At 45.1% G+C, this 20253-nt stretch carries 22 protein-coding genes; 13 read left to right on the forward strand and 9 right to left on the reverse strand.

What is annotated here, in order from left to right; translation table 11 throughout:
* Positions 1-43: 43 nt before the first annotated feature.
* The 7 genes from AC59JT_RS02895 (at position 44) to AC59JT_RS02925 (ending at position 6299) form a co-directional block, all read left to right on the forward strand.
* Positions 44-724 (forward strand): DUF4397 domain-containing protein, encoded by a 681-nt coding sequence (locus AC59JT_RS02895; RefSeq protein WP_497395948.1) that lies wholly within the window; start codon positions 44-46, stop codon positions 722-724.
* A 266-nt stretch (positions 725-990) separates the two neighbouring features.
* Complete coding sequence (locus tag AC59JT_RS02900) at positions 991-1491, forward strand: RNA polymerase sigma factor (RefSeq protein ID WP_497395950.1); 501 nt, start codon at positions 991-993, stop codon at positions 1489-1491.
* On the forward strand, positions 1481-2821 hold the full coding sequence (locus AC59JT_RS02905; RefSeq protein WP_497395952.1) for a hypothetical protein: 1341 nt from the start codon (positions 1481-1483) through the stop codon (positions 2819-2821). Before AC59JT_RS02900 ends, AC59JT_RS02905 begins: the two co-directional genes overlap by 11 nt.
* 106 nt (positions 2822-2927) lie before the next feature.
* Complete coding sequence (gene nadC / locus AC59JT_RS02910; protein WP_497395954.1) at positions 2928-3773, forward strand: carboxylating nicotinate-nucleotide diphosphorylase; 846 nt, start codon at positions 2928-2930, stop codon at positions 3771-3773.
* Between the two features lie 119 nt (positions 3774-3892).
* Positions 3893-4540, forward strand: a complete 648-nt coding sequence (plsY, locus tag AC59JT_RS02915; RefSeq protein ID WP_497395956.1) for a glycerol-3-phosphate 1-O-acyltransferase PlsY — start codon at positions 3893-3895, stop codon at positions 4538-4540.
* Positions 4541-4635: 95 nt separating this feature from the next.
* The gene (locus tag AC59JT_RS02920; protein WP_497395958.1) at positions 4636-5436 is read left to right on the forward strand and encodes a M48 family metallopeptidase; all 801 of its coding nucleotides are present in this window, start codon (positions 4636-4638) and stop codon (positions 5434-5436) included.
* A 134-nt stretch (positions 5437-5570) separates the two neighbouring features.
* Positions 5571-6299, forward strand: coding sequence for a YqjF family protein (locus AC59JT_RS02925; protein WP_497395960.1), 729 nt, complete (start codon positions 5571-5573; stop codon positions 6297-6299).
* Here the strand turns inward: AC59JT_RS02925 and AC59JT_RS02930 are convergent, their stop codons facing one another.
* Positions 6300-6842 carry a hypothetical protein gene (locus AC59JT_RS02930; protein ID WP_497395962.1) on the reverse strand — a complete coding sequence of 181 codons (543 nt, stop codon included), beginning with the start codon at positions 6840-6842 and terminating at the stop codon, positions 6300-6302. It abuts the gene before it with no gap.
* Positions 6843-6862: 20 nt separating this feature from the next.
* Positions 6863-8137 (reverse strand): anthranilate synthase component I family protein, encoded by a 1275-nt coding sequence (locus tag AC59JT_RS02935; protein WP_497395964.1) that lies wholly within the window; start codon positions 8135-8137, stop codon positions 6863-6865.
* Between the two features lie 138 nt (positions 8138-8275).
* Here AC59JT_RS02935 and AC59JT_RS02940 point away from each other — a divergent pair, with 138 nt between their 5' ends.
* Entirely contained in the window at positions 8276-8755 is a 480-nt protein-coding gene (locus tag AC59JT_RS02940) for a DUF4920 domain-containing protein (protein WP_497395966.1), read from the forward strand.
* A 140-nt stretch (positions 8756-8895) separates the two neighbouring features.
* Positions 8896-9414, forward strand: a complete 519-nt coding sequence (locus AC59JT_RS02945; RefSeq protein WP_497395968.1) for a DinB family protein — start codon at positions 8896-8898, stop codon at positions 9412-9414.
* 344 nt (positions 9415-9758) lie between these two features.
* Here the strand turns inward: AC59JT_RS02945 and AC59JT_RS02950 are convergent, their stop codons facing one another.
* From AC59JT_RS02950 to AC59JT_RS02970, 5 genes are all read right to left on the reverse strand, one after another.
* Positions 9759-10505: a LytR/AlgR family response regulator transcription factor gene (locus AC59JT_RS02950; RefSeq protein WP_497395970.1), complete on the reverse strand. Its 747-nt coding sequence runs from the start codon at positions 10503-10505 to the stop codon at positions 9759-9761.
* 8 nt (positions 10506-10513) lie between these two features.
* Complete coding sequence (locus AC59JT_RS02955) at positions 10514-11551, reverse strand: sensor histidine kinase (RefSeq protein WP_497395972.1); 1038 nt, start codon at positions 11549-11551, stop codon at positions 10514-10516.
* A 94-nt stretch (positions 11552-11645) separates the two neighbouring features.
* Positions 11646-12530, reverse strand: a complete 885-nt coding sequence (locus tag AC59JT_RS02960; RefSeq protein WP_497395974.1) for a LiaF transmembrane domain-containing protein — start codon at positions 12528-12530, stop codon at positions 11646-11648.
* Between the two features lie 252 nt (positions 12531-12782).
* Positions 12783-13820 (reverse strand): agmatine deiminase family protein, encoded by a 1038-nt coding sequence (locus AC59JT_RS02965; RefSeq protein ID WP_497395976.1) that lies wholly within the window; start codon positions 13818-13820, stop codon positions 12783-12785.
* 96 nt (positions 13821-13916) lie between these two features.
* Positions 13917-14786, reverse strand: a complete 870-nt coding sequence (locus tag AC59JT_RS02970) for a carbon-nitrogen hydrolase (protein ID WP_497395978.1) — start codon at positions 14784-14786, stop codon at positions 13917-13919.
* A 206-nt stretch (positions 14787-14992) separates the two neighbouring features.
* Here AC59JT_RS02970 and AC59JT_RS02975 point away from each other — a divergent pair, with 206 nt between their 5' ends.
* Both AC59JT_RS02975 and AC59JT_RS02980 read left to right on the forward strand, forming a co-directional pair.
* Complete coding sequence (locus AC59JT_RS02975) at positions 14993-15940, forward strand: lysylphosphatidylglycerol synthase transmembrane domain-containing protein (RefSeq protein ID WP_497395980.1); 948 nt, start codon at positions 14993-14995, stop codon at positions 15938-15940.
* The gene (locus AC59JT_RS02980; RefSeq protein WP_497395982.1) at positions 15940-16644 is read left to right on the forward strand and encodes an SDR family NAD(P)-dependent oxidoreductase; all 705 of its coding nucleotides are present in this window, start codon (positions 15940-15942) and stop codon (positions 16642-16644) included. The genes AC59JT_RS02975 and AC59JT_RS02980 overlap by 1 nt, the downstream gene beginning before the upstream one ends.
* A 193-nt stretch (positions 16645-16837) precedes the next feature.
* Here AC59JT_RS02980 and AC59JT_RS02985 read toward each other — a convergent pair whose 3' ends face one another.
* Both AC59JT_RS02985 and AC59JT_RS02990 read right to left on the reverse strand, forming a co-directional pair.
* Positions 16838-17125, reverse strand: coding sequence for a hypothetical protein (locus AC59JT_RS02985; protein WP_497395984.1), 288 nt, complete (start codon positions 17123-17125; stop codon positions 16838-16840).
* 244 nt (positions 17126-17369) lie between these two features.
* The gene (locus tag AC59JT_RS02990; protein WP_497395986.1) at positions 17370-17708 is read right to left on the reverse strand and encodes a single-stranded DNA-binding protein; all 339 of its coding nucleotides are present in this window, start codon (positions 17706-17708) and stop codon (positions 17370-17372) included.
* A 150-nt stretch (positions 17709-17858) separates the two neighbouring features.
* On the opposite strand from AC59JT_RS02990, the gene AC59JT_RS02995 reads away from it, so the two are divergent.
* Positions 17859-18224: a hypothetical protein gene (locus AC59JT_RS02995; RefSeq protein ID WP_497395987.1), complete on the forward strand. Its 366-nt coding sequence runs from the start codon at positions 17859-17861 to the stop codon at positions 18222-18224.
* Between the two features lie 889 nt (positions 18225-19113).
* Positions 19114-20181 (forward strand): NADH:flavin oxidoreductase/NADH oxidase, encoded by a 1068-nt coding sequence (locus tag AC59JT_RS03000; protein ID WP_497395989.1) that lies wholly within the window; start codon positions 19114-19116, stop codon positions 20179-20181.
* Positions 20182-20253: the final 72 nt, after the last annotated feature.

Raw genomic sequence — 20253 nt, forward strand, 5'->3', positions numbered from 1 at the left:
TCATCAAAACATTAAATTAATTACAAAATTCATTTATCGTATTATGAAAGTATTAAGACTATTGGGAGCTGCAGGATTAGTGATGCTGGCAGTTGCAGGATGTAAGAAAAGTGAACCGTTGGAGGACCCTCAACCAGTAGCGGCCATATCGTTTTATAACGCCAGTCCGGATGCACCGGCCGTATCGGTTTACTTAAATGCTAACCGTATAAGCTCCGACTCGTTGAAGTATAAATTTGGCTACGACTATGTGTATGCTTACGCAGGTTCGCGCGAGGTAAGTGCCAACCGTGCCAACGAGAAAAAATTTGCAAAAACGGTACAGCTTGACCAGGGTAAAATTTATTCGGCATTTTTAACCGGTAACTATGCTACAGCCGAGTTTGTGTTATTGCAGGATAGCCTGGTGCAGCCGGCTGCGGGTAAAGCACACATCAGGTTTGTAAACATGAGCGTTGGTGCACCGTCGTTAGATCTTGGCTCAAGCGGTGTAGCTACCCCAATTGTAAACGGCCGTACTTATAAAGCAAACAGCGGTTTTGTTGCTATTGATGCCAACAAGCAATACAGCTTTGTGGTGCGTGATCATGGCTCAACCGTTGATAAAGTTATTTTGCCTTCGGTAAGTATTGTTGCAGGTGGCAGTTATACCGTTTGGGCGCGTGGTATTTACACCGCGACTGATGGTGCTGCCTTAGGTGCCGAGATCACAAGAAATTATTAATAAGCCGGTTGTTAAGCGGTTGATGTTTAATATGCTAGGATTGTTAGGTTGAGTAGCGATATTTGCATCATCAGCAACAACTGTGAGGTATCGGGGTGGTAAAAGGTGAATTGTTTATTTATTCCCGGATTTTATTAATAATAAAAAGGACCATTGCCCCTAACCGGGCAATGGTTAATAATTTATAACAGGTGCTAAAAAAACAGCCGACTTTAAAACAGCTTATTGAAGGATGCGGAAGGAGGGAATATAAAAGCGAAGAGCTTTTGTACAAGACTTTCTATGGCTACCTGTCGGGTGTTATTTACCGCTACATTAAAGATCGGGACAGCATAGACGAACTGGTGAACGATGTGTTTATGCGCATTTTTAAAAAGATAAACGATTTTAGGTTTGACGGCCCGCCCGAAGAGCTAAGCAAAGCTTTTAAAGGCTGGATAGGCCGTATAGCGGCCAATGCCGCTATTGACAGTTTTAGGGCAAAAAAGAGCGTGTTATATGTGGATGATATTGCAGATGAACAGGTGATGCAAATAGCCGTGGAACCAACTGATAATTTAACTTATAAAGCCATAATAGCTTTAATTGACGAATTGCCACCCATACAGCAAATGGTGTTTAACCTGCACCAGATAGAGGGCTTTTCGCACGAAGAGATAGCCGTAAAGTTTGATATACCGGCCAGCACCAGCCGCGTTTATTTAACCCGTGCACGTACCAAACTGATAAACCTTTATCACAAAAGCATGATGACGTATGATGGATAAAGAAGAAAAATTTTTTAGTGGGATAGAGGATGCCCTGCACGCGTACGAGGACGCTTACAAGCCGGGTGCCTGGGAGGCGTTTCAGCAGCAGCGTAAACGCAGGCGCATGGCTGTGTGGTATTACCGCGTAGCGGGTGCCGCAGCGGTGTTGCTATTATTTTCGTACGTAGCCGCGCAGTTTTTTAGTGCAGGCCCTAAGTCGGTGGAGTATACTCAAACTAAGGTTGATCCTCGTCGGCCGCAACAAGTACAGCCCGGGCAACAGCAGTTGCCGGTTGATAGTATGGCACCTGTTATACAGCCTGAGCAGGTGGTAAGGCCTCAAAATTCATTAGCGCAACAAAACATTGTACAAAATAACTCAAACAGTAATAATAGATCAAACAACATAACAAGCAATACCCTAACCCCTATAAAAGAGCCTGCCAACCAACAACAAAACATTCAGCCGGTTACATCAAACCAGCCGATACTTAAGCCGTTAATTACAGATCCGGGTAGCAGCATTATTGCGGCTAACCCTAATACCGCTGTACAAAACGGTAATAACCAGCTCATGCAAAAACCTGTAGTGCCCGATAGCGCCACAGTTAAAACCGCGCCGAATGTTTTGGGAGGCGGTGTAATGGCTCAAAATCAACTAAAGAAAAACGCGCCGGTTACACGCTCGATATATGATAGCCTGGTTAATAGCAAAAACACCAAACCTGCTATAGCCATGGCTAAAAAGGATGGTAAAAACCTAACCTACTCGGTAGTAGTAGCACCTGGTGTGGGTAACCAGAAAGTTAATTTTGGTACCGGCGTTGAGGTAGCTTATAAAATAACTGATAACTTCTCTATCAGCAGTGGTGTGGCTTACTCATCGCTTAACGCTGCGGCTAATGGCAGCGGTTCGCCAACGGCAACATCAACCCGTCAGGTGCAGAATATTAGTTTAGCTATTTCGGGTGTAGAGGTGCCTATCGGTGTTCAATACAAAACCGATAACGGCTATTATGTAAGCGCTGGCGTGGTGGGTATGCAGGTGTTAAGTAACAATATGCAATACAATTACCTGGCGCAGGTTACCGTACCGCAGGCCAGTTATAGCCTGGCAGCAGGCGGCTACGTTGAAACTTTGCGTGCAACCACCGAAGCTAAAACAGAGGATAGCCGTGAAAAGATTAAGAATGTATTGGGCTTTTACATGCTTTCTGTAGGTAAAAAGAAGGCTGTGGGTAATAATCAGCTTAACTTCGGGCCGTTTATCCGTATTCCGTTTGGTGCGGTATCGTCAGAGAATATCAGGCTGATGCAGGGCGGCGTAAGGCTTGGATTTGATTTTTAAACCGCAATTTATAATAGCTGTAACATAGGCCGTTCCACAATTGGCGGTCCGCAAACTTCCACATCCAAAAATTGTTAGTACTTTTGAAGCGCTAAATACATACAGTTTGGACAAGGAACTCATACTACCGTTTATACAAAACGCATTGAACGAAGATGTTGGCGATGGCGACCATACATCACTCTCTACCATCCCGCAAGGCACTACCGGCAAAGCCAAATTATTAGTTAAAGAAGAAGGCATTATAGCCGGCGTTGAGCTGGCCCTGCTTATTTTTAACGAAGTTGACCCCGCCCTTAAGGTAACCGTTTTTATGAATGACGGCGCCGAAGTAAAAGTAAAAGATATTGTTTTAGAGGTTGAAGGCAGCGCGCACAGCATACTTAAAGCCGAGCGTTTGGTGCTGAACTGTATGCAGCGCATGTCGGGCATAGCAACTAAAACCAACCATATTGTTGATCTGCTGGTGGGCACCAATACCAAGGTGTTGGATACCCGCAAAACCACCCCTGGTATGCGTAACCTGGAGAAATGGGCCGTTAAAATAGGTGGCGGCGTTAATCACCGTTTTGGTTTGTATGATATGATCCTGATCAAGGATAACCATGTCGACTACTCGGGCGGCATACGCCCGGCGATCGAGAACGCCCGCCAATACATCGCTGATACCGGCAAAAAACTGGCCATAGAGATAGAAGTACGCAACCTGGAAGAACTGGAGGAAGTACTGGCTACCGGCGGTGTAGACCGTATTTTGTTAGATAATTTTAGGTATGACGAACTAAAACAGGCCGTAAATATCATAGAAGGCCGTTTTATTACCGAGGCATCGGGCGGTATTACTATTGATAACGTGCGCGATTATGCCAATTGCGGGGTTGATTATGTTTCGATAGGCGAATTAACGCATTCGGTTAAGTCGTTGGATTTAAGCTTAAAAGCGGTTAAATAGGTTAATGATTTTTAACGTCTTGTTAAAATTTACTTAATATTTTAAAAACTTCGGGCTATTAACCCATAAAAAGGATTAAACTTGTTAGTGCAATTTTCAATTTATAATATTGCGGATACATGGTAACTGTCTATTCAATTTCTGCGCTTATAGTAGCCTATTTATGCGGCTCGATACCCACAGCAGTATGGATAGGGCAGGCCTTTTATGGTATTGATGTGCGCGAGTATGGCAGCGGTAACGCAGGTGCTACCAACACCTTCAGGGTGCTGGGCAAAAAAGCGGGCATCCCCGTAATGCTGATCGATATTTTAAAAGGATGGACAGCAACAAGTCTTGTTTACCTGATAGGTACCAGCACAACCGGACCTGCAGGGTCTGCGCCGTTTGTTAACCATGAATTGGCTTTAGGTATTGCCGCAGTAATGGGCCACCTGTTCCCCATATTTGCCGGCTTTAGGGGCGGTAAGGGCATAGCTACTTTATTTGGAATGATACTGGCGGTAAACCTGCCGTCGGCGCTGCTATGTGTGTCGATATTTATAGTGGTTTTACTTATTACCCGCTACGTGTCGTTAAGCTCGATCATAGCGGGTTTTATGTATCCGATAGGGGTAACGTTCATATTCCCAACCTATATGAAATCGGTTATCCTGTACGGCATGTGCATGTGTATACTGATATTGGTAACCCACCAAAAAAACATCGAGCGCTTGCTGAAAGGCAAAGAGTCGAAAGTGAATTTCCTCAAGAAAAAAGAAGCTTAATTTCTGCGTAAACATTCTTATACTAAATATGTTAAGCAAATAGTGCCGATGCAATATCTGTACAACAAAAACAAACACACACAACAATACTCAATATGAAAACTCTTAAATTTTTACTTGCTTTTATAGCCGTTACTACCATTTTCGCCTGCTCCACCGTGCCGTTGACCGGACGCCGGCAGCTAAGTTTGGTAGGCGATGCCGAGATCAATCAATCGGCAGCGGCAAGTTATTCGCAGTTATTATCCGATCCAAAAACTAAAGTGGTAGCCAGCGGCACCGATGCCCAGCGTGTTAAACGCATAGGCGGGCAACTGGCCCAGGCTATTGAGCGCTACCTGCAGCAAAACGGCTACGCCAACCAGTACAATTTTACATGGGAATTTAACCTGATACAAAGCGCCGAAGTTAACGCCTGGTGTATGCCGGGTGGTAAGGTGGCAGTTTACAGCGGCATACTGCCCGTAACTAAAACCGACGCCGGCCTTGCCGTTGTAATGGGTCATGAAATTGCCCACGCTATCGCCCGCCACTCGGCCGAGCGTATGTCGCAGGAATTGGCGGCGCAGGCAGGTGGTGCCGCTATTGGCGCTGCTACCAGCCAAAAATCTGCCGCTACGCAGGCTATTATTGGCCAGTTGTATGGCGTAGGTAACCAGTTGGCTTTGCTAAAATACTCTCGTAATCAGGAATCAGAAGCGGATAGATTAGGTTTAACCTTTATGGCCATGGCCGGTTATGATCCTAACGAGGCGGTAACTTTCTGGCAACGTATGGCTGCCCAAAAAACAGGTGGCGCGCCGCCGGAGTTTTTGAGCACTCACCCGTCTGACGCTACCCGTATAGCCAACATACAAAGCCTGATACCGGAGGCGATGAAGTATTATAAAAAGTAATTTTTTAAAAAATAAAGTTCAACACCTGTCATCTCGAGCGTTAGCGAGAGACCTTATACGCCGGACACTTGTCGCTTGTATAAGATCTCTCCCGTCGGTCGAGATGACATTTTTGTTTAATAAGTAAATACAGTATGCCCAACCGCACCTTCCTCAAAGCCAACTGGGAAAACCTGGTGATGATCAATTACGAGGTTGATCCCGAAATACTAAAACCCTACATCCCCGCCGCAACCGAGCTTGACCTGTGGGAGGGTAAAGCGCTGGTAAGTATGGTTGGTTTTATGTTCACCAACACTAAAGTATTGGGCATAAAATGGCCCATGCACGTAAACTTTGAGGAAGTTAACCTGCGCTTTTACGTTCGGTATTTTGATGGTGAGGAATGGAAACGCGGCGCGGTATTTATCAGCGAACTGGTGCCGAAGAACCTAATCGCCCTCATCGCTAATAACCTATACAATGAAAACTATCGCGCTTTGCCTATGCGCAGTTCGATAACCCCGGCGGGGGATGAGCATACCGAATTTTTATACGAATGGATGCTGAACGGTCGCTGGAACAAACTGGGCGCTACCGTAAGCAACACCTACATCGATATTCAGCCCGGCAGTCCCGAGGAATTTATCTTCGAGCATTACTGGGGTTACGGCATCATCAGCCAGGCAAAAACCATGGAATACGAAGTGCAGCACATTAGCTGGCAGGTTGCCGCGGTTAAGGATTTTGTGTTTGATGCCGATGTAGCTGAATTATATGGCGATGCCTTTGTGCCTTTTTTAACCGCTAAACCGGTATCGGCATTTTTTGCTAGTGGTTCGCCAATTAGTGTAAGGATGGGGAAGAAGATTGTGGTGAGATAATTACTTATTATTAAATTGTTTTAAAACGGAGCGCTGCAGATTTTTATCTGGCCAAACCATCAGTCTGTAGTGGTCCTTTCCTTCATTCTCATCAATATCTGCATTTTTAAGGTTTGATGAATAAACTCTTATCCGATAATTGCCGGGCTTTAGTTTTAGTTCTGAAATAAGCGCCGAATTGGGGCAGTCTAAAATTTGTAACACACCGGATTTTATAGTCAACCCACCTTCAACGATATGATCATATTTTGCGAAATCTTCTTTTTGTGGCTGGTTTGTCAAAATGATGATCACACCTTTTATATGGCCATAAGACTGGGTACCCACTCCAATAACACCGTCTTCCAATGCTAGCCTCGAGTCATAAGCCTCTTTAGTCCAAAATTTTGTGGAGCCTGTGTTTTGAGGAGAGCCTTTGTCCACAAGATAAAACTGATTATAATGCGTTGTGAAATTGAGTTTGTGGATTGATGTTTTTGGATTTTGAAATGCAAAACACATTAAGCTGGTAAGAAAAATAAAGGACAGGTGTAAGCGTTTCATCAGTGTAAGATAACCAATGATTATATTGTATACAACCGCTGTCCCAAAACCTCCAGCACCGCTTTGGCCTTTAACAAACACTCATCATATTCCTGCCCTGCATCGGCATGGTAGGTAATTGCACTGCCCGCGTGGAACGACAGGTATCGCGAAGCTGAATTATACAGCAGCGTACGTATCACCACATTAAAATCAAAATCATCATCCGGACTAAAATACCCGATAGCGCCCGAATATACACCGCGTTTACTGCGCTCGTATTGTTCCATCAATCGCATGGCGCTTATTTTTGGGGCGCCCGTCATGCTGCCCATGGGGAAGGTGTTACGGATGGCCTGTATGGCCGATGTGTCACTTTCTAACTCGCATACCACGGTTGATATCATTTGATGTAAGTGGTTGAAGGTATAAATGCCAAATAATTCCTCGGTTTTAACGGTGCCTTGTTTGGCCGACCGGGTAAGATCATTACGTACCAGATCCACGATCATTACGTTTTCCTGCAGTTCCTTGGTTTGGTTGCGCAGGTGTTGTTTTATGGCCTCGTCCTCTTCGGTAGTGGCGCCGCGTTTGGCCGTGCCTTTTATAGGTTGCGATATGAGTTTGTTGCCCCGCTTACCTAAAAAACGTTCGGGCGATGCGCATAAAATGTAATTATCCTTCCATTTATAAAACGAACTGAACGGATTGGGTGATATGGTATCCAACTGTAAAAATACAGCCAGTGGGTTTATATCAGCCTCATCAGCATAAAACTCCTGGCAAAAGTTGGTTACATAAATATCGCCCCGCACAATGTTTTGTTTAATATGGTTTACCGCGTTAATATATTCGTCGCGGGTAAAGCGGGCCTTAAGCGCTACGGTGTTTGCGTTTGTTTGTTCGGTTTTTTGCTGCGCGATACTGGTCCACACAAAATCGGGATCATCGGCGATAATATTTACCTGGTCGCCTTTGATGATGATCAGATACTGCGGGGCGAAAAAATACAGGTCTGGAAAATGCAGGTGATCGGGGTTTGCAGATGACAGCTTTTCGATCTCATTTTTCAGATCATAACCAAAAAAACCGGTTATCCAGCCGGGGTACATGGCCCTGAATTCGGCAAACTCGTTAAAAGCATGACCGGCATTAACGCATATCTCATCGTGCACGCCACAGGCTATCAGGGTATCAAATTTGCTGTAGGGATCGTTAAAATCGTTGGAGTCCAGGTAGCAAGCCGAGCCAAATGTTGCGGCCCATTGCAGTGCCTTGCGTTTAAATTCAGGAAGATCAGCTACCGGTTTTATCACGCACAAAAGTAACCATATCAACCCAAACCTAAACCCTTTGTTTATTTTTAAGCGTAGCGTTAGTAACTATATTTTCAACTATTTAGAATTATTAAAAATAATACCTATTTTTGACGCTATTAACTGTAAATCACTGACATGAAAAAATTATTACTACTTGCATTGGGCCTTAGCTTTAGCGCGTTAACCTATGCACAAGATCAGGACGAAATAACCCCTGCTGCTCCCGGCGTAACTTATGGTAAAACCATTACTGCCGAAAAAGCGGTAACTGCCGACGAACTGAAAGGCTTATTAGCTAAAGACGCTACCTACAGCGGTAAAGTAAGCGGTAAAGTAGTTGAGGTTTGCACCAAAAAAGGTTGTTTCATGAAGCTGGCCAAAACCGATGGCGAAACCATTATGGTACAGTTTAAAGACTACGCCTTTTTTATGCCAAAAAACATTGTAGGTAAAACTGTAGTGGTTGAAGGCGAGGCACAGGTTAAAGAAACCACCGTTGCCAAACTGCAACACTATGCTGCCGATGCAGGCAAAAGCAAAGCAGAGATAGCAAAAATTAAAGAACCTAAACGCGATATGGCTATTATGGCTGAAGGCGTTGTTGTGGTAAACTAATTTTTCGCTTTAAAATATACAGGCCTCCGGTATTCACCGGGGGCTTTTTTATTTATTTTCATTTTTATAAAATACTACTGACATAGGGCTGTCATTACCGTGTGGTTTCTTTGTATCAACAAACAAAACAACAAGAAATCATGAAAATCATCGAAGCATTATTAAAAGAATTAAAAGGCGAAGCAGAAACAACCCGCAAATTTTTGGCACTGGTACCAACCGATAAATTCGACTGGCGCCCACACCCAAAAAGCATGAACCTGCAGCAGTTAACCACACATATAGCCGAGCTACCTGCCTGGGTAACCATGGCACTTACTACCGATGGCCTTGACTTTGCCGCCGTACCTTACGAGCCAAGCACTATTGATAATACACCTGATGTGATCGAGTTTTTTGAGAACAGCTACGCCGACGGCTATGCAACACTGGCCCAATTTGACGAAAGCCGTTTAGACGAGCCATGGGTACTACGCAATGGCGAAATGGTATTGGCAGATATGAACCGTTATGAAACCGTGCGCGTATCGCTTGCGCAAACTATTCACCACCGTGCACAGTTAGGCGTGTTTTTACGCTTATTAAATATACCATTGCCGGGAAGCTACGGCCCAAGTGCTGACGAATTGGAGGCAATGCAGGCGCAGGCGATGGCGTAAAACTGATTCATTGCCTAGTCGGCCCTACTCTACCCCAAACCCCACGCGTCATTGCGAGGAACGAAGCAATCTCTACGCCTGCAAATCAATATCCGGCGTTTTGTGAGATTAACCACTTAGAACTTTCATTAATGACTGTCCTACGTATAGATTGCTTCGTTCCGCGCAATGACGACTTTAATATAAAAGGGCTAATAGCTGCCACCTGCAGCTATTAGCCCTTTTATCAGTCATGTCATTTCGAGCGATAGCGAGAAATCTATACACAAGCCAAGCAACGTATTACCTGTGTGTGTATAGATTTCTCCTTGTTCCTCGTCGAAATGACATTTTGTTGTTTATAACTATATCCCCAACACCTGTTTCAACTTAACATACCCTGTTTTACTCACCGGTACTTTGGCGCCCGATTTGAGGATGGCCAGGTGACTGTCTTTTTCGTAAGGATCGATCCGCGTAATTTCCTGTATCGCTACAATGTAGCTGCGGTGTACGCGTACAAACTGGCGTGGATCAAGCGTTTGCTCGAAGAAACTCATGGTTTTGTTTTTCAGGAACGAACCTTCCTGTGTGAAAACGCTCACATAATCATCATCGGCTTGCAGGTACTGCACATCCGCAACCGGGATGATCTTAACTTTGGTGCCGGTTTTAACCACAATACGTTCATGCTGCGAAGGCGAATGCGAAGCCGTTTCCAGCAGTTCTTCCGTTTTTTTAGGGGCGGCAGGCGCGGCAGAAACTTGCGACAGGTATTTTTCTATGGCTTTATTAAAGCGATCTTTACTAAAGGGTTTGAGCAGGTAATCAACGGCATGTGCCTCAAAAGCTTTAATGGCGTACTCGTCAAACGCGGTGGCAAATATTACAGCGGGTGGGTTATCAACCAGCTCCAGCATTTCAAAGCCGTTTATTTTAGGCATTTGCACGTCAAGGAATATCAGGTCGGGCTGGTGTTGTTGTATGGCTTTCAGGCCTTCAAACCCGTCGCCACATTCTTGCAATACCTCTATCTGGTCAAACGCCTGCAAATACTCTAATACAACCATGCGGGCCAAAGGCTCATCGTCAATTACTAATGCTTTGATCATTCTGTTTCTTACTGCGGAATTTTAATAATAGTTGTAAATATATTATCATTTGCGTGTGTTTCCATCAAATCATTACGCCCAAATAACAAATATAATCTTCGCTGTACGCCGCTTAAGCCAAAACCGGTACCTTGGCGGGGACGAGAGGTTTTAGGATCATAAGGGTTTTGCACTATCAATTCCAGGTAATTACCATCCAGGTCGCCGCGTATGCTTACTACTACATCTTCGGTGGTATCATACAAACCAAACTTAATGGCATTCTCCACCAAGGGCTGCAGCAACATGGCCGGCATTATACAATCTTCGCAACTACCGTCGCAGCTTATTTCGGTTTTAAGGCGGTGGCCGAAGCGTACCTTCTCAATTTCAAGGTAAAGATTAAGGTGCTGCAACTCCTCTTTTAAGCTAACCTGCTGCTGATCATCCTTGCGCAAGGTGCCGCGCAAAAAGTCGGATAGCTGGTGTATCATTTTACGCGCTTCATCTGGCTTAAAACCAATCAACGCGTTTATAGAGTTTAAGCTGTTAAACAAAAAGTGCGGCTGCAGTTGCTGGCGCAGATTGTAAAGCTCGGCTTCTTTGGCCAGTTTTTCGGCTTCGGTTTTGCGCTTTTCATTCTCTTTCTGGTCCTGCTGCGAGTACCATATCATACTGATCATGGCCATCCATCCAACAGCCAAAAAGCTGGTGAAGAAACGAATGACGAGCGATTGCTGCATAAAATCAACATACACCGTACTTTTTGATATAAAGGGCAATATGTAGCGGCTACCCGCGGTGCAGCTTGCCGCAAGGGCAATACACCAAATTAAAATATTAATGTAGCTACCTTTACCGGGTTGGTAATAGCGCAGGTTGTTGTTAATAAGCCAGCAGGCCGCGGCCAATAGTATGGTGCTAACTACACCATCAATGGTTGCGGTATACCAATCAAACCCAAAACTGTTTATAATATAGGTTTGCAGGCCGGCCCAGGCTAAGCCGCAGGCGCCAAATATGCCGCGTAGCTTAGAGAAGGTGAGTGGTGTTGTTGGAGTGGCCAAAACTTATTTTTTTATTAAGGTTGATGTTGTGTGTGTGAAATAAGCAAAGAGCAGTGTTAAGCTGCCCTTTGCTGTAGGTATTAAGGTGTTTGTTTTAGTAGCTGCGTATATCTGTACCGCCAAATACCGATGTGCCTTTTATCACCAGCACTTTATTGGTATCTAACGGTGCGTTGGTGCGTACGCGTTTGTCGTCAAAACCGGCAAATATAGCTGCCATGTCTGATATTACTGTCCAGTGCGGGGGTACGATGATCTTGGTACCACCAAATATTTGTACCAGCTCAATATAAACTCTGCCGTTAATATCTGCTTGTGTAAGGTCAATTTCCGATCCGCCGAAGATGTTTACGATCTCGCCACCCTGGAAATCTTTAGAGTAGATTATCTTTTTTACACCGCCGAAAACCGATACAGCATCCAGGTGCTCATCACCGGTTGGCTGGTAAGTACGTCTTTGCTGTTGTTGTTGCTGATCGGTGCTGGTTTGTTCGCCCGTGGTTGAAGCATTGGTTTCGTCTTTAACAGTATAATCAACTATCGGCTCCTTAGGGCCTACCGGGTTTGGGTTGCTAAAATCATATTTACTATTATCCCATTTGTTTTTCCAGTCTTTTTTATCCCATGGGTTTTTGCTTTTGTTACGACGTAATATCAGCCATATACCAAAACCAATGATGGCTACCGGCCAAAATATGTCGCCAAAGTCAAAGCTGGGTATGATCTCGTCCATCAAAAAGAAAAGGCCTATACCCACCATAATATACCACGACGAGTTGCGAAAGTTATGTTTACCACCCAGGTAAACGCCCCAGGCAATTAACCACATTGGCCAACTAAACAACCAGTGCGGGATGAAAAAGAAGTGGAACTGTTTTATAAGCAGCACGGCACCAATCACCAAAAGGATGGCACCGGCTATAACTTTTCCGTTATTGGAAGAGTTTGGTTGTTGTATATTATTTATATCGTTATTCATTGTCTTAGTTTTAAATCTTAACCAAATGTAATGCGCCAATATACATTACCCAAACTTAAACTGGCGATTTATTAAAAGAAGTCGGTGAATGAGGGTGAATAGTCGGTGAAAAAGTTGGGGGAGATCACGCTTTGTAGATATGCCGTATAGAGACACAATATTTTGTGTCTCTGGCAAAGCGGAAATGGTTTGTTACCTGTCGGCGGGAGACGCAAAATATTGCGTCTCTACAATAGAATAAACTGAGGATTATTACACCTCCGGCTCCTGCTGGCTCAGGCAGTGAAAACTGCCCAATCCCCAGATAATATCGGTTGAATCAATACCAACCACTTTCCTGTCGGGAAAACAACCTTGAATAATTTGCAAAGCTTTGTCATCCTTATCGCAACGGAAAGTTGGTACCACAACAGCCGCGTTGCCGATGTAGAAATTGGCATATGATGCCGGTAGGCGCTGATCGTCATAAATAACCGCATCAGGCATTGGCAGCTCAACAATGTTTAATTGCTTGCCGTTTAGCAGGCGCATGGTTTTAAGCGTTTGCAGGTTTTCCTGCAGCAGGTGGTAGTTATCGTCGTTCTTGTTTTCTTCAATAACGGTTACCACGGTATCCTCGTTGGTGAAACGGGTGATATCATCGATGTGGCCGTCGGTATCATCGCCAACAATGCCGTCGCCCAGCCATAAAATTTGTTCGGCGCCGTAGTAGTTGTACAGGTATTCTTCAATTTGTTGCTGGTTAAGGTGCGGGTTGCGGTTCTCGTTCAGCAAACAGGCAGTAGTAGTTAAAATAGTACCCGCGCCGTTAAAATCCACCGAACCGCCCTCCATCACAATACCCGGATGGAACACCGGCAAACCGTAGTGGTTGGCTATTTTGGTTGGGATAACATCATCCAGGTCAAACGGTGGATATTTGCCGCCCCAGGCGTTATAGCCCCAGTCAACAATAGTTTTTTGCTTAGTATCACGGTTCACCAAAAACGCCGGACCATGATCCCTGCACCAGGCATCATTAGTACCAAACCTAAAAAACTCAACACGCGAAAGATCAGCGCCCACCAATTGCAACTGCTGTTTGGCGAAAGCTTCCATTTGCTCATCCTTAACAATAATGCGCACCAGTTCGCCCTGCGTAAGTACTTTGATAAACTCGCAGTATTTAGGGTAAATGGTCATGATCTTGCCCGGCCATGATTCTTCCTTATGCGGCCAGCTAAGCCAGGTGGCGGTGTGTTTGGCCCATTCGGCGGGGAATGAGAATCCTTGATTTTTTGGATAGTTCATGGTGTATAATATAATTTGTCATTGCGAGCGTAGCGTGGCAATCGCACTCGTGCACAGTTCGCGATTGCTTCGTTCCTCGCAATGACAAGTGGGTAATTAGTCCTCGTCTATTAAACGTTTGGTAATAGGCTGGTAAGAATCTATACGGCGATCACGCAAGAACGGCCAGTGCGTACGGTAGTAATCTGTTTTATTCAGGTCCAGTTCCTGCACAATAACTTCTTCCTGGTTGTGTGATGTTTGGTTGATGATGGTACCAAACGGATTAGCAAAGAATGATCCTCCCCAAAACTCAACACCGGCTTCTTCGCCTACACGGTTAACACTTACTACGTGTACGCCGTTTGCTACGGCATGACTGCGTTGTATAGTTTGCCAGGCGTTGTATTGCTCTACGTTAGTAGCTTCGTCCTGCGTGGTAGCCCAGCCGATAGCGGTAGGGTAAAATAATATTTCGGCCCCCATAAGCGCGGTGATACGGGCTGCTTCAGGATACCATTGATCCCAGCATATCAACACACCGATGGTAGCAAATTTGGTTTTGAAAACCTTATAGCCCAGGTCGCCGGGGGTGAAGTAAAATTTCTCGTAAAAACCGGGGTCATCCGGTATGTGCATTTTGCGGTATTTGCCCAGGTATGCGCCATCCGCATCCAGCACCGCTGTGGTATTATGATAAAGACCCTGCGCGCGTTTTTCAAACAACGACGCGATGATCACCACGCCCAGCTCGGCAGCTACTTTTGATAGCTCGTCTGTCGATGGGCCCGGGATAGCTTCGGCCAGTAAAAAGTTGTCATGATCTTCAACATCGCAAAAATAAAGCGATGTGAAAAGCTCCTGCAGGCAAACTATCTGCGCGCCTTTGGCGGCAGCCTCGCGTACCTTAGCAATGGCTTTCTGTAAATTTTCGTGCTTGTTTGCGGTGCAGCTCATCTGCACTATGCCTACCTGTACTTTACTCATAAAAACCCCTTTAAATTTTTTGCAAAGGTAGGTTTTTTAAAGATTAGTTGATTGGAGATTAGTGATTAGTTAGCCCTTTTTCAGTCACCAGTTTCTAATAATTTCACCCATAAGTTGTCAGCTTTACAGCGATTTTAACATTTCTTAACCTAACACCTAATCACTAATCGCCAATCTCTAATCACTATTCATTACCTTTGCCCCAAATGACAGAAATTGACGAAGTAGTTGACGAAGGCACCGAGCACAAAACCTGGAAAGGCAAGCTTTGGAGCGTTGTTAAAATTATACTGATAATAGTTGTTACCGGCGGCTTGCTTTACTACGTGTTTAGTAAAGTACCTTTCGGGAAAATAAAGGATCGCCTGGTACATGCCGACCGCGCCTGGCTAACAGCTGCTATATTGAGCTACTTCGGCTCCATGTTCTTCTCGTCATGGCGTTTGCTTAGCTTCTTTAAATCAATAGGTTTAAGGCTCGACTGGCGTTTTAACCTGCGCCTGTACTTTTTGGGTTTATGTTATAACGTTTTACTGCCCGGCGGCATAGGCGGCGACGGCTACAAGATTTACTTACTTCATAAACGTTATAAACTACCCACCAAGAAAGTATTCTGGGCTATATTGTTTGACAGGCTGAGCGGCTTTTGGGCCATTGGCGCTATAGTAGTTGGTTTGATTATTTTGATCCCTAACTTTCCTATACACCTGGCTTACCCGCTAACCATCGTTTCTATCGGCTCGATTATATACTATGTGGTGGCCCGCAAGTTTTTCAGAGATTATACGCATAACTTTTTCCAGGCACATGGTAAAGCTATTGGCGTGCAAAGTATGCAGTTGCTATGTATTATTTGCCTGTTAATGGCGCAGGATTTTGACGGCAAATTTGCACCGTACCTCTTGTCGTTCCTATTCTCGTCGCTTGCGGCGGTTATACCGTTCAGTTTGGGCGGTGGCGGTATCCGCGACGCGTTATTATTAACGTTGGCTAAAAACTTTAACCTGCCCGAAGATATGGCGGTATACCTGAGTTTCGGTTTTTACCTGATATCAATTATAGTGGCTCTTTTTGGTGTTTACTACGTATTGCGCCCTAAACGCCTGGAAGCCGGCTTACAACACAGCATTGAAGAAGAGGAGGTAGCCAAATAATGAATATCATTATAACAGGCGCCAGTAGCGGTGTTGGTTTTGAAGCAGCTATTGAACTAACGCAAAGCGGAAAACATAAAGTTATCGCCTTAGCGCGTACCCAGCAAAAGCTGGAAAAACTTGCCGAAATAGCCATGGGTATTAACCCCAATTGCACTATATATCCCATTGTGTTTGATATTGTGCAGGATGATTACGATGGCCTGCAACAATTTATCGCTACGCAATTTGATAACAGGGTAGACGTATTGATCAACAACGCCGGCGTACTGGTAAACAAACCCTTTGCCGAGCTGGGCGAACTTGATTTTGTAGAAATGCTGCAAAGCAACTACATCGGCCATGTTCGTATCATTCAAGCGCTGTATAAATTAATGCCTGCCGGTTCGCATATTGTAAATATTGGCAGTATGGGTGGTTACCAGGGCAGTTCAAAATTTGTTGGCTTATCAGCCTACTCCGCTAGTAAAGCGGCATTACATACGCTAACAGAATGCCTGGCGCAGGAGTTTGTTGACTTAGGCATTAAAGTAAATTGCCTTGCCCTTGGCTCGGCTCAAACAGAAATGCTGGAGCAAGCCTTCCCGGGGTATGAGTCGCCGGTTATGGCGTTTGAAATGGGTAAATATATTGCTGATTTTGCCTTGACGGGGCATAAGTTTTATAATGGTAAAGTGTTGCCGGTGGCGGCAACAACACCATAAAATAAGAAAGGCCCGATCATCATCGGGCCTTTCTTGTTTATCTCATCAACAAAGCAACTATAGTATAGGCAATTATTTGCAATGCGCTTAGTATGCCCATCCATGTTATAACACTCTTATGTGCTTTTGAAAGGTCGTTTTGAAGCAGTGCGATATCTCTTTTTGTTGCGATGTTATCTATTGATGTCATTTCTTATTTTTTCAAAAATAACAACACAATGGCCATGGTAGCGCCTATCTGGCCTACCCAAAAAATAAACATCCATTTAATAGTGTCTGCTCTGGCGTTGCCGATTTTTTCGCCAAGCTCATATTTTACCTGAGCCAGGTCATCTTTGGTTGCCATTGTTTTTAGGTTTGCTTCCACGGCTCTTTCCGTTTTGTTGTCTATATATTTAAACATGGCCTCGGTGGTGTCACTTCCTAACTTGTCGGATAAGAGGGTGTACAGCCGGGCGGTTTCTTTTGCTTCTAAGTACATAACAAATATAATAAATAATGGTTGGTTGATGCAGGGTGAATAAGTGATAAGGTTTAGGATAAATATGACCACACCAATCAGGGGGATCTCACCGATCTTAGCTGGTTCAGGTTATCAGATCGGTGTGGTCAAAATATAATCGGTGAGATCAGATCATAAAATGTGATAAGGTTTAGGTTAGGTATAGGGGTTTAGGTTGTTACATTAATCAGTGAAATCACAAACCAATCGGTGAAATCCCCCACTAGTTTTTACCGCCAAATTTCATCACATCGTTTACCACCACTTCGGTCATGTATTTTTTGTTGCCATCTTTATCAATATAGCTACGATTACTCAAACGGCCCTCTATGGCTACTTCGTCGCCTTTCTTCAAATACTCCTGTACAAAGTTTACCTGTGCGCCCCATACTACCAGGTTGTGCCAGGTGGTATCGGTTATACGCTCGCCCTTATCGTTTTTATAACTGTCTTTGGTAGCTAATGATAAGCGGGCCATTTTTTTGTTAGTGTCAAAAGTTTTTACTTCGGGATCCATGCCCAGGTTGCCTACCAGGCGTACACTGTTTCTTAATGAGTTCATACTATCTACGTTTTAAATTTTGTTATTGATTGTTTGACGATACAAAGGTGCATCGCCCCCCAAAAATTAGTCGGTTAATAAACGTTTATAGTCGACAATATACATTTGCAAACGTTTGCAAACGGATAAAATATTGATTAACTTAGTATTATGGAAACCCAGAAAACCTGCCTCGACTGCGGAAACCCCATACAGGGTCGTGCTGATAAAAAGTTTTGTAATGACTTGTGTCGCAACAATTACAACAATCAGCTCAACAGCAACAGCTATAATATGGTGCGCAACATCAACAACATACTCAAGCGCAATCGCCGCATTTTAGAAGAGCTTAATCCCGGTGGCAAAACCAAAACCACCACCACCAAAATGGCCGCCAAAGGTTTCAATTTTAAATACCTCACCAATAAGTACGATACCAGCAACGGTAAAACTTATCATTTTTGTTATGACTATGGGTATTTGCCTTTGGATGGTGATGAGGTGTTGTTGGTTAGGAGGGAAGAGAAGGTGGATTAATCACCCCTCCCGACCTCCCCAAAGGGGAGGAGGCATGATGGTGATTGGTAACTTCAGACATACGCTCCCCATTTAGTAGCGCGTGTTCAAATGCCGCTTGGTCAGGCCGCACCTTGTCGCGGGACCTCGTTAATTCATCAGTACAAGTTGCTCCGTACCCGACCTCTAACCGAAAGGCTTCGGTGCACAAGGCCGCGTCGTGATCAGTGCAAACCGCGGGCACTCAATCATCAGGCTTCGCCATTGATGATCGAGTTGAGGCCCCTTGCAGCCGCACAGGCCAGCCGTTTGCCCTGCTCAGGCCTAAGCTCACTCGGCCGACGTTCCGTTGCTACCCGACATTCAGGAAAATACTGAGAACAAAAAAACTTTATTTATTCCCAAATCATTGTTGTGTCCCTAACCGTCAGCCCCAAGCTTCGGGCGAAAGGGGGCAGAAGGCGCCGGGCCGTGCAGCTGGAAGGGCATAGCGTTGTTGGCCCATGCGCGTAAAGGCTATGTGCGCGAAAGCGGGCCAATAATGCAGCCCGTGCTGCTGCCCGCTTTGCAGCGCAGAGGCCCTGTGCGCAAAGAAGCCTAGGGGCTGACTAGGCATTTTTGTTTCTTTTGTTGCTATGACATACGGCGAAGCCCTCTTGAGTGCCTTTAAAAAGCAAATTAAACCCACGAAAAACGAAATGCGCCTCCGCGGCGAAGAGCGGGGCAAGGTACGTGCGTGAAGGGCCTTATGAACGCGATAAGTCAACGCGCGGAGATTGCTTGTTCATTTCCTCTTCGCAATGATAACACTTTATCATCCCAATCTCATACCTCCCTTAAATGACAATATCGTGAACAACATCCCACAAAACCCACCCATATTTGTCCTCGTACTATAAAACACGCAACAATGCCACATCTATTCTCACCACTAACTATAAAAAATATCGAATTTAAAAACCGCATCGCGGTATCGGCCATGTGCCAATACAGCAGTACCGAGGGTTTTGCCAACAACTGGCACCTGGTTCACCTGGGTGCACGAGCCACAGGCGGCGCGGGCCTGGTTATGAGCGAAGCTACAGCCGTATCGCCCGAGGGCCGCATCAGTTATGGCGACCTGGGTATTTACAAAGACGAACACATCGCGAAGCTGAAAGAAATAACCGATTTTATACACGAGCAAGGCGCGGTAGCCGGTATACAACTGGCGCATGCCGGTCGTAAAGCCAGTCACGAGATCCCCTGGCTGGGCGGCGAGAAAATTGGACCTAACGATGAGAACGGCTGGCAAGCGGTAGCTCCAAGCGCCATCCCCTTCGGTAACGAACTGGAAGTACCTGCCGAACTGGACAAAGCCGGCATTGAAAAAGTAAAAGCCGACTTTAAAGCTGCCACGCTACGCGCCATACAGGCAGGTTTTAAGGTAATTGAAATACACGCCGCGCATGGTTACCTGCTGCACGAATTTTATTCGCCATTAAGTAATCAACGTATCGATGAGTACGGCGGATCGTTCGAAAATCGCATTCGTTTATTGTTAGAAATTATTGACGAAGTAAAACAAGTATGGCCGGCAGAAAGCCCGTTATTCGTCCGCATTTCGGCAACCGACTGGGCCGACGAGCAAGGCGGCTGGAACACCGGTGATTCTGTTGCGCTGGCAAAAATACTGAAAGATAAAGGTGTTGACTTGATTGATACCTCAACCAGCGGCAACGTACTGGCCAAAATACCGTTAAAACCCGGTTACCAGGTTGAGTTTGCCCAGGCCGTACGCAAAACCGGCATACTAACCGGCGCGGTTGGCCTGATAACCGAAGCCGAACAAGCCGACGAGATCATTCAAAAAGGCCAGGCCGATATGGTTTTCCTGGCCCGCGAGCTGCTGCGCGATCCGCATTTCCCGCTTCGCGCCGCGCACCAACTGGGCAGGCATATGCAATGGCCCGAGCAATATGAGCGTGCTAAATGGTAAAAAAGGGCATTTTAACTTAAGTTAATATGCTATTCATTTGCTATCCCTATATTTACCATAACTTACAACAAA

This window comes from Mucilaginibacter sp. A3364 (assembly GCF_059690715.1).

Bases quoted from the DNA above. Each gene is read 5' to 3' on its own strand.
- AC59JT_RS02895 (WP_497395948.1), top strand. From the start codon at position 44: ATGAAAGTATTAAGACTATTGGGAGCTGCAGGATTAGTGATGCTGGCA.
- AC59JT_RS02905 (WP_497395952.1), top strand. From the start codon at position 1,481: ATGATGGATAAAGAAGAAAAATTTTTTAGTGGGATAGAGGATGCCCTG.
- plsY (WP_497395956.1), top strand. From the start codon at position 3,893: ATGGTAACTGTCTATTCAATTTCTGCGCTTATAGTAGCCTATTTATGC.
- AC59JT_RS02920 (WP_497395958.1), top strand. From the start codon at position 4,636: ATGAAAACTCTTAAATTTTTACTTGCTTTTATAGCCGTTACTACCATT.
- AC59JT_RS02925 (WP_497395960.1), top strand. From the start codon at position 5,571: ATGCCCAACCGCACCTTCCTCAAAGCCAACTGGGAAAACCTGGTGATG.
- AC59JT_RS02930 (WP_497395962.1), bottom strand. From the start codon at position 6,842: ATGAAACGCTTACACCTGTCCTTTATTTTTCTTACCAGCTTAATGTGT.
- AC59JT_RS02940 (WP_497395966.1), top strand. From the start codon at position 8,276: ATGAAAAAATTATTACTACTTGCATTGGGCCTTAGCTTTAGCGCGTTA.
- AC59JT_RS02945 (WP_497395968.1), top strand. From the start codon at position 8,896: ATGAAAATCATCGAAGCATTATTAAAAGAATTAAAAGGCGAAGCAGAA.
- AC59JT_RS02950 (WP_497395970.1), bottom strand. From the start codon at position 10,505: ATGATCAAAGCATTAGTAATTGACGATGAGCCTTTGGCCCGCATGGTT.
- AC59JT_RS02960 (WP_497395974.1), bottom strand. From the start codon at position 12,530: ATGAATAACGATATAAATAATATACAACAACCAAACTCTTCCAATAAC.
- AC59JT_RS02965 (WP_497395976.1), bottom strand. From the start codon at position 13,820: ATGAACTATCCAAAAAATCAAGGATTCTCATTCCCCGCCGAATGGGCC.
- AC59JT_RS02970 (WP_497395978.1), bottom strand. From the start codon at position 14,786: ATGAGTAAAGTACAGGTAGGCATAGTGCAGATGAGCTGCACCGCAAAC.
- AC59JT_RS02975 (WP_497395980.1), top strand. From the start codon at position 14,993: ATGACAGAAATTGACGAAGTAGTTGACGAAGGCACCGAGCACAAAACC.
- AC59JT_RS02980 (WP_497395982.1), top strand. From the start codon at position 15,940: ATGAATATCATTATAACAGGCGCCAGTAGCGGTGTTGGTTTTGAAGCA.
- AC59JT_RS02985 (WP_497395984.1), bottom strand. From the start codon at position 17,125: ATGTACTTAGAAGCAAAAGAAACCGCCCGGCTGTACACCCTCTTATCC.
- AC59JT_RS02990 (WP_497395986.1), bottom strand. From the start codon at position 17,708: ATGAACTCATTAAGAAACAGTGTACGCCTGGTAGGCAACCTGGGCATG.
- AC59JT_RS02995 (WP_497395987.1), top strand. From the start codon at position 17,859: ATGGAAACCCAGAAAACCTGCCTCGACTGCGGAAACCCCATACAGGGT.
- AC59JT_RS03000 (WP_497395989.1), top strand. From the start codon at position 19,114: ATGCCACATCTATTCTCACCACTAACTATAAAAAATATCGAATTTAAA.